The organism is Polaromonas sp. (genome assembly GCF_018780625.1).
Taxonomy (GTDB): domain Bacteria; phylum Pseudomonadota; class Gammaproteobacteria; order Burkholderiales; family Burkholderiaceae_C; genus Polaromonas.
Genome location: NZ_JADMJK010000161.1, coordinates 1 through 7,566, shown reverse-complemented (window position 1 = coordinate 7,566; position 7,566 = coordinate 1). Strand labels below are relative to the sequence as shown.

Below are 7,566 nucleotides of genomic sequence, written 5' to 3'. Positions count from 1 at the left end.
TAGTCTTGCGGCATATAGAGATGCACGATCACGATGGGCTCGCGAATCTCACTGACCCGTCCGGCATCCGGAATCTTCGAGGGATTCTCGACGCGGATGATTTCGCCGTCGGCCTTGAGCACTTCATACACCACGCTGGGCGCTGTCGTGATCAGGTCCTGGTCAAACTCCCGCTCCAGCCGCTCCTGGACGATCTCCATATGCAGCAGGCCCAGGAAGCCGCAGCGAAAGCCAAATCCTAGCGCCTCACTCACTTCTGGCTCGTAATGCAGCGAAGCATCGTTGAGCTTGAGCTTTTCGAGCGCATCCCGCAGGGACTCGTATTCGCTGGCCTCGCTCGGGTACAGCCCGGCAAAGACTTGCGGCTGGATTTCCTTGAAGCCCGGCAGTGCCTCGGTGGCCGTGAATGCTGCGCCGCCCGTGCCGCCCTTGATCAGGGTGACGGTGTCGCCGACGCGAGCGGCCTGAAGCTCCTTGATCCCCGCAATCACGAAACCCACTTCACCGGCTTCAAGCGACTGACGCGGCTCGGTGTGCGGCGTGAAGACGCCCAACTGCTCGGCGTTGTACGTGGCCTCGCTGGCCATCAGCTTGATGCGGTCGCCCTTGGCCAGGCGCCCGTCGACCACACGCACCAGCATGACCACGCCCACATAGGCGTCGTACCAGCTGTCAATGATCATGGCCCGCAAGGGGCCGGCCGGGTTGCCCTTGGGCGGTGGTATCCGGGCAACCACAGCCTCCAGAATTTCGTCAATTCCCATGCCGGTCTTGGCACTGCAGGGGATGGCATCGGTGGCATCAATGCCGATCACCTCCTCGATTTCCTGGCGTGCGGTGTCTGGATCGGCCTGCGGCAAATCCATCTTGTTCAATACCGGCACGACTTCAACGCCGAGTTCCAGTGCGGTGTAGCAATTGGCGACCGTCTGGGCCTCGACGCCCTGGCTGGCATCGACCACCAGCAGCGCACCTTCACAGGCGGACAGCGAGCGGCTCACTTCGTAGGAGAAGTCGACGTGGCCTGGGGTGTCGATCAGGTTGAGGTTGTAGACCTGACCATCAAGTGCCTTGTATTTCAGCGCAGCTGTCTGCGCCTTGATGGTGATGCCACGCTCTTTTTCAATATCCATCGAGTCGAGTACCTGCGCACTCATCTCGCGGTCCTGCAAACCACCGCAGCGCTGAATGAGCCTGTCTGCAAGGGTGGATTTACCGTGATCAATGTGCGCAATGATCGAAAAATTTCGGATGTGATTCATCAACGAGAACGCCTAAGTACTTGTATGTATTGCGAAGAGACGGGAGCTTTTTCGCGACGGGCCATAAAAAAGGGCGCGTCTAATAGTGACGCGCCCTGAACCAACAATCTATGGCAACTGCGATAGTTGGAGTTTCATTGTAGGCAAAAAGCCAGCGGCGAGAAGTCCCAATATGGCCATATTTTTGTCGTTGCGGGCTAGCAACAGGAATCTTATGCACAACTTGTTCACAATTTTAACCGATTGGATCAGGACGACTCGCGCATGATCTTCGACCGGCCATGTGCATGCTACAGCGCGCATTGGCAATGGGACTGCCACGGCCAACCGCTTCGATTCATATCATCGTGCCGGCCTGATCAGCGCATACTGCGCCCACTCGCCGCGCCGGAACAGCACATTGACGGCTTTGGACTTGTCAATTTTAGCCAGCGCAGCTTCAAACTCCTTGACGCTCGTGACCTCGGTATTGGCGATGGAAACAATGACATCACCTTCACGCAGCCCGGCCCGCGCCGCCGGGCCTTCTGCAACATCCACCTTGATGCCGCCCTTGATCTTCAATTCCTTCTTCTGCGCGTCCGTCAGATTGCTGACCGCCAGACCCAGCGCTTGCGCAGGACCCGCCACCGGGGGCTTGGGCTCGGCCCCGGAAGCCTTGCGTGCTGGTTTTTCGGGCTCCACCTCGGCAATGGTGACCGGCAGATCCTTGGTCGCGCCACGCCGGAACACCGTCACCACCGACTTGGTGCCAGGCTTGACATTGCCCACCATGCGCGGCAAGTCGCTGGATTTTTCAATCGTCTTGCCATCGAACTTGATGATGATGTCGCCCGCTTCAATGCCTGCCTTTTCTGCAGGTGCGCCGCTTTCGACGCCTCTTACCAGCGCACCCTGGGCTTTGCCCAAGCCGATGGACTCCGCCACTTCCTTGGTCACCTGGTCGATCTGAACGCCAATGCGCCCACGCGTGACCTTGCCGCTGCTGCGCAGTTGGTCGGATACCCGCGTTGCTTCATCAATCGGAATGGCGAATGAAATGCCCTGAAAGCCGCCAGAGCGCGAATAGATCTGGCTGTTGATGCCCACGACTTCCCCGCGCATATTGATCAGCGGCCCCCCGGAGTTTCCGGGATTGATGGCCACATCGGTTTGTATCAGGGGCAGGTAATCGCCGGTATCGCGCTGCTTGGCGCTGACGATCCCCGCGGTTACCGTATTTTCAAGACCAAACGGCGAGCCGATGGCCATCACCCATTCGCCCACTTTCAAGCGGTTGATGTCGCCAATTTTCACCGCCGGCAAACCCGTGGCTTCAATCTTGACGACCGCAACATCGCTGCGCTTGTCGGCGCCTATGATTTTGGCCTTGAATTCACGCTTGTCGGTCAGGGTGACGATCACTTCGTCCGCGCCGTCAACCACATGCGCATTCGTCATCACCAGGCCGTCTGCCGTGAGAATAAAGCCGGATCCCACACCGCGCGGCTGGTCTTCATCCTGGTCCGGCTGATTGCGGTCCGGGCGGGGCGCGCGCGGCAAATTAGGCGGCACCGGAATCCCAAAGCGACGGAAAAATTCCAGCATCTGCTCGTCGACGCCTGACGCGTCCGGGGCTTTGACTTTTTGAAGCGTTCTGATGTTGACCACCGACGGCCCTACCTGCTCAACCAGCTCAGTGAAATCAGGCAACCCACGCACTTGCGCCCATGCAGGCTTGGCTGGCAGCAGGCCTGCTAAGGCAACTGTCGCCAGCAGACCGGCCGCAAGATAAGAGCGCAGCGGTTTCCAGTTCGATTCAAGCATCATCAGCCTTTTCATAAATCAGGTTCTCAAGCAAGCGTGTTTATTGTCAAATTCAACCCATGCATGTGGCGCCGGCAGCCCCAAAAACAATCTGACAACGTTTGACAAGCTGCCGGGGGAAATATCTGCCGGACATTCGCGGCTACTTCATGCGTTCCAGGCCGTTGGCGAAAAGCCGCAAAGTCGTCAAGGGAACTTCGCCCATCACCGTGACCCAGTAGGCATCAAGCTGCCGGGTCGTCGCCTGGGTGGCCCCCATAGACAGGCTGGACGCCTTGCCATGTCGCTGCCGGTCAAAGGGTTCCACAAAAATGGAAACCGAGGCCAGCCCGTCAGAAAAGATCCATTGCATCGGTTCCTGGCCGACGATGGCACTGGCTGGAGTAGCCGGCCGCTTGTAGCAACTCACGGGCTTGAAGCCGGGCACCGGCGCTTTCAATACCCAGCCTTGCGCGCCAGCCGTGGTCTTCACCAGCACGGGCTTTTCGACACGGTAACCGTCTGCTTTGCCCATCATCTGCAAAAGCTTGTCCATCTTGACGGGAGCGTCGAGTTGCAACTCCGAGAATGCGGCTTGCTCAAGCACTTGCCCATCGGTATCCAGCGTCTGCAACTTCACCACCAGGCCATTCTTCTGCTCGGTCCAGATGCGGTAGCCAAACCTGAGCCTGTCCTTGGGAACGAGCACGACGATGTCGGCATCCACGCCAGCCACGCGCTCAGCGCCCTCCAGCCGGACCTTGTAAAAATCGGCAATGCGGCGGTCGGTGGACTGCAAGATACCGGGAAACAGGCCCAGGGATTCGCGTTTTTCCCGTCGGACCACCTTCTGCTCCGGCAGGAAGGTAACGACCTGATCGTTGTGCCGAAAAATGGACCGCGGCGGCCCCGTGAGCGTCTCAACCCGCTCAATTTGCTGGTTGCCTTCGCAGACATGCCATATCTTGGCGCTCGACATGGCCTCTCCGGACGACACAACAAAGGTTCCGATATAGGCACGGCTTTTTGAGGCCTCATGCATGCGCGTCAACCAGTCGTCGATGCTCCTGGACTCTGCCGCTGTCGTCGAGGGCACAGGCGCGACAGCCAGCGGATCACTTTGAGCTGCTACATAATTCATAGCTAGCAGCATCCAGACCATGCTGGCTACAAGCCTGAAAGTCCTGAATTTCATGAAGCCGTCAAACCGGTGATGCAACTGGCCGCGCACTCAGCGCCCTGCACGCTGTGGCAGTTCAAAAGTGGCATTTCGCAAAAACCCCGAGGGCAATTGCAAGGCAGAGCTTCCACTCAACTGCGCATGCGCGGCCAGCAACTCCTCAAGCCTGGCATCGCGCACCATCAAGCCTTGCGGTGAAACCACCACCACTTGCGGGGCGCCGCCAGCCTGGGCCAGTTGCGGTGCGGCGGACGGCAGAGCCAGCAAGCCAGAGGCGTTCCACGCGATAGCAGAAACTGCAGCCAGAGAGGCGAACCCTGCGACAAGCTTCCAGCGGAAATTTCCGTCATTGGCGGCGGTGCCTCGGTGGTACGCCAACCCACCGGCGCCCTGGGTGGACTTCGCTGAATCGAAATCAGGAAGCGCCACGCCAGCCAAAGTCTCCTGCGCCAGACGCTGGTTAAGCCTGTCGACGAACGCCAGGTCTGCACCCTGTAACAGGGGCAAGGTCGCACGCGCAGGAAGGCGCAGGACATCCCCAATCAGATGGTAGCTATCCCAATGCGCCAATACAGACGCATCCTGCTGGCAAGCTTGCACTGCGGCTGCAAAATCATCACCGACCAATTGGCCATCGGCCAGGGCGGACAGGAGTTCGCTGGTTTGCATAGACGGTTTCATAAGGTTCATGGCAGGCGAGCTGCCGCTTTTATACATAACTGAAAAACTTGGCGGTCATTTCACCAGCGCTTACCAGACTGGTTCTCCAGCAAAGGCTTGACCTTTCCCGATATCGCTTCGCGCGCCCTGAAGATACGGGAACGCACCGTACCAATGGGGCAACCCATGGCATCTGATATTTCCTCATAACTGAGCCCTTCAATCTCACGCAGGGTGATCGCCTGTCTGAGTTCTTCTGGTAGCGCATCCATGGCCGCATTGATAATTTCCGCGATCTCCTTGCTGGCCAGCACCGCATCGGGGGTCTCAGAGCTTGTTAGTTCGTGTTCCTGCGGGGAAGTTTCATCGTCATCCCCGGATTTGAAGGAATTTTCCGACACGGTCGGATTTCGCTTGAGGTCCATCAGGGCTTTTTTGGCCGTGTTGACTGCAATCCGGTAGAGCCAGGTGTAGAACTGGGCCTCGCCCCTGAACTGCGCCAGCGCCCGATAGGCCCGGATGAAGGTCTCCTGGGCAATATCTTCCACCAGGTCCACATCGCGGACCATGCGCCCTATCAGCCGCTGGATGCGCCGCTGATACTTGATGACCAGCAATTCAAATGCTTTCTGGTCGCCCGCAACCGTGCGCTCGACCAGCATGGCGTCACTGTCCACGGCCTTTTCGGCTTGCGAAGGTGGCAAGTCGGCGCTCATGGCTTTGGGGGGATCACATCAACTGACGGCATAGGCTCCGATACTGCCACAGCCTGCAAGGGTTCGGCATGCACCGCATCGTGCTGCCCGGCAGGGACAGATGCCTTGCGGGGCGAATAAACCGCCCGACGCAGATCCAGCCATCGCTGGGGCATGGCACTTTGCTCCATCCAGAGCCACAACCTGGCGTGCGCATGATTTTCAAGGCGCAGCAGCATGGAGCGCTGGAAATCAGCGATCACCGAGAGTTCGTACCCGGCGATGCCTGTCTGGTAGCTAGCGCTCTCCCAGCGCCAAGCCTCACCGTCCCATGCGAGTTGACCGATGGGGGAATGCGTCCAGCTGGAGCGCGCGGCCACAGCAGCCCCCACAAGGGCAGCAAGGACCAGTGCAGTGCGCCAATCGAGTTGCCGGGTCACGTAGAACCAAAGCACCGCCACCAGCACACCGGCACACCACAGGCCTGACAAAATCCAGGCCAGAAAACGCGAACGCCCCAGCGGATAAACGACCGATGGGGCGCTGTGCGAGTTCAAGAAAATCAGCGCTTTGCCATGTGCACACGCAGGAGCGTTCAAGCCGCGTCAGACGCGCTTGAACACCAGCGACCCATTGGTACCGCCAAATCCAAAATTGTTTTTGACAGCAACTTCGATTTTCGCGTCACGCGCGGTGTTGGCGCAAAAATCCAGATCGCACGCGGGATCCTGATTGAAGATGTTGATGGTGGGAGGAATTTTCTGGTGATGCAGGGCGAGCACGGTAAACACAGACTCAATGCCGCCCGCACCGCCCAACAGGTGGCCTGTCATGGACTTGGTCGAGCTGACCACCATGTCTTTGGCGTGGCTGCCAAATGCCGCCTTGATGGCATTGGTTTCATTCAGGTCTCCCAAGGGAGTGGAAGTGCCATGCGCATTGAGGTACTGGACCTCGTCGGCGTTGACACCGGCATTTTTCAAGGCCATGGCCATGGACCGGCGAGGACCGTCGATGTCAGGTGCTGTCATGTGGTGCGCATCGGCACTCATGCCGAAACCGACCACTTCAGCATAAATCTTGGCGCCGCGCGCTTTGGCGTGTTCGTACTCTTCAAGCACCACCACGCCGCTGCCTTCGCCCAGCACAAAGCCGTCACGGTCCTTGTCCCAGGGACGCGAAGCCGTCTTGGGGTCTTCATTGCGGGTTGACAGCGCACGGGCCGCCGCAAAGCCGCCTATGCCCAAAGGAGAAACCGTGGCTTCAGCCCCGCCCGCCACCATGACATCACAGTCTCCGTACTCAATCATGCGCGCCGAAAGGCCTATGGCATGAAGGCCGGTGGTGCAAGCCGTCACGACGGCGATGTTGGGCCCCTTGAAGCCAAACTTGATTGATACATGCCCGGAGATCATGTTGATAATGGTCGCGGGCACAAAAAATGGGGAAATCCGGCGTGGGCCGCGATTGACCAGTTCGGTGTGCATGTGTTCGATCATGGGAAGACCGCCAATGCCGGAACCGATGTTGCAGCCGATGCGCGTCGCCAGTTCGTCGTCGAGCGCATCGCCCGTCGGCAAGCCACTGTCGGCGACCGCCTGGCACGCGGCTGCCAAACCCAGGTGAATGAAGCGGTCCATGTGCCGGGCTTCTTTTTCGGGGATGTAGTCCCCAATATTGAAACCCTTGACCTCGCCAGCAAACTGGCAGGCCAGGTTGCTGGCATCAAATTGGGTGACCAGGTCAATACCGGGTTTCCCGGCAAGAACGCTAGCCCAGGAATCGGCCACGGTGTTTCCCACCGGGCTGACGCAACCCAGACCTGTTACGACGACACGACGACGGCTCATTCAGTAATCCTGAAAAAAAACCTGAAAAGACCGCATGGGTTTTCCCAGGTTAGATGACAACAAAGGCGTTAGACCTTACGCCTTTTGATGGGTGTTCGCGTAGTCAATCGCGTTCTGGACGGTGGTGATCTTCT

At 58.7% G+C, this 7,566-nt stretch carries 7 protein-coding genes; all 7 read right to left on the bottom strand.

The genetic code is table 11. From position 1 onward, the window contains the following. Window positions 1-1,262, bottom strand: a 1,262-nt coding sequence (gene lepA / locus IV091_RS13195) for a translation elongation factor 4 (RefSeq protein ID WP_293469456.1), incomplete at its 3' end; no start/stop codon positions are given. Window positions 1,263-1,604: 342 nt separating this feature from the next. After that, on the bottom strand, window positions 1,605-3,068 hold the full coding sequence (locus IV091_RS13190; protein WP_293469458.1) for a DegQ family serine endoprotease: 1,464 nt from the start codon (window positions 3,066-3,068) through the stop codon (window positions 1,605-1,607). Window positions 3,069-3,210: 142 nt separating this feature from the next. After that, window positions 3,211-4,188, bottom strand: coding sequence for a MucB/RseB C-terminal domain-containing protein (locus tag IV091_RS13185; RefSeq protein WP_293469454.1), 978 nt, complete (start codon window positions 4,186-4,188; stop codon window positions 3,211-3,213). Window positions 4,189-4,278: 90 nt separating this feature from the next. Next, a complete protein-coding gene (locus tag IV091_RS13180) occupies window positions 4,279-4,896 on the bottom strand; it encodes an RseA family anti-sigma factor (protein WP_293469452.1) in 618 nt (205 codons plus the stop codon). Between the two features lie 71 nt (window positions 4,897-4,967). Continuing rightward, window positions 4,968-5,603 carry an RNA polymerase sigma factor RpoE gene (gene rpoE / locus IV091_RS13175; RefSeq protein WP_293469450.1) on the bottom strand — a complete coding sequence of 212 codons (636 nt, stop codon included), beginning with the start codon at window positions 5,601-5,603 and terminating at the stop codon, window positions 4,968-4,970. Beyond that, window positions 5,600-6,139: a hypothetical protein gene (locus IV091_RS13170; RefSeq protein ID WP_293469448.1), complete on the bottom strand. Its 540-nt coding sequence runs from the start codon at window positions 6,137-6,139 to the stop codon at window positions 5,600-5,602. Before IV091_RS13170 ends, rpoE begins: the two co-directional genes overlap by 4 nt. A 48-nt stretch (window positions 6,140-6,187) precedes the next feature. Beyond that, window positions 6,188-7,432 (bottom strand): beta-ketoacyl-ACP synthase II, encoded by a 1,245-nt coding sequence (gene fabF, locus IV091_RS13165; RefSeq protein WP_293469446.1) that lies wholly within the window; start codon window positions 7,430-7,432, stop codon window positions 6,188-6,190. Between the last annotated feature and the right edge of the window lie 134 nt (window positions 7,433-7,566).

Bases quoted from the DNA above. Each gene is read 5' to 3' on its own strand.
- IV091_RS13180 (WP_293469452.1), bottom strand. From the start codon at position 4,896: ATGCAAACCAGCGAACTCCTGTCCGCCCTGGCCGATGGCCAATTGGTC.
- fabF (WP_293469446.1), bottom strand. From the start codon at position 7,432: ATGAGCCGTCGTCGTGTCGTCGTAACAGGTCTGGGTTGCGTCAGCCCG.
- IV091_RS13190 (WP_293469458.1), bottom strand. From the start codon at position 3,068: ATGCTTGAATCGAACTGGAAACCGCTGCGCTCTTATCTTGCGGCCGGT.
- IV091_RS13185 (WP_293469454.1), bottom strand. From the start codon at position 4,188: ATGAATTATGTAGCAGCTCAAAGTGATCCGCTGGCTGTCGCGCCTGTG.
- rpoE (WP_293469450.1), bottom strand. From the start codon at position 5,603: ATGAGCGCCGACTTGCCACCTTCGCAAGCCGAAAAGGCCGTGGACAGT.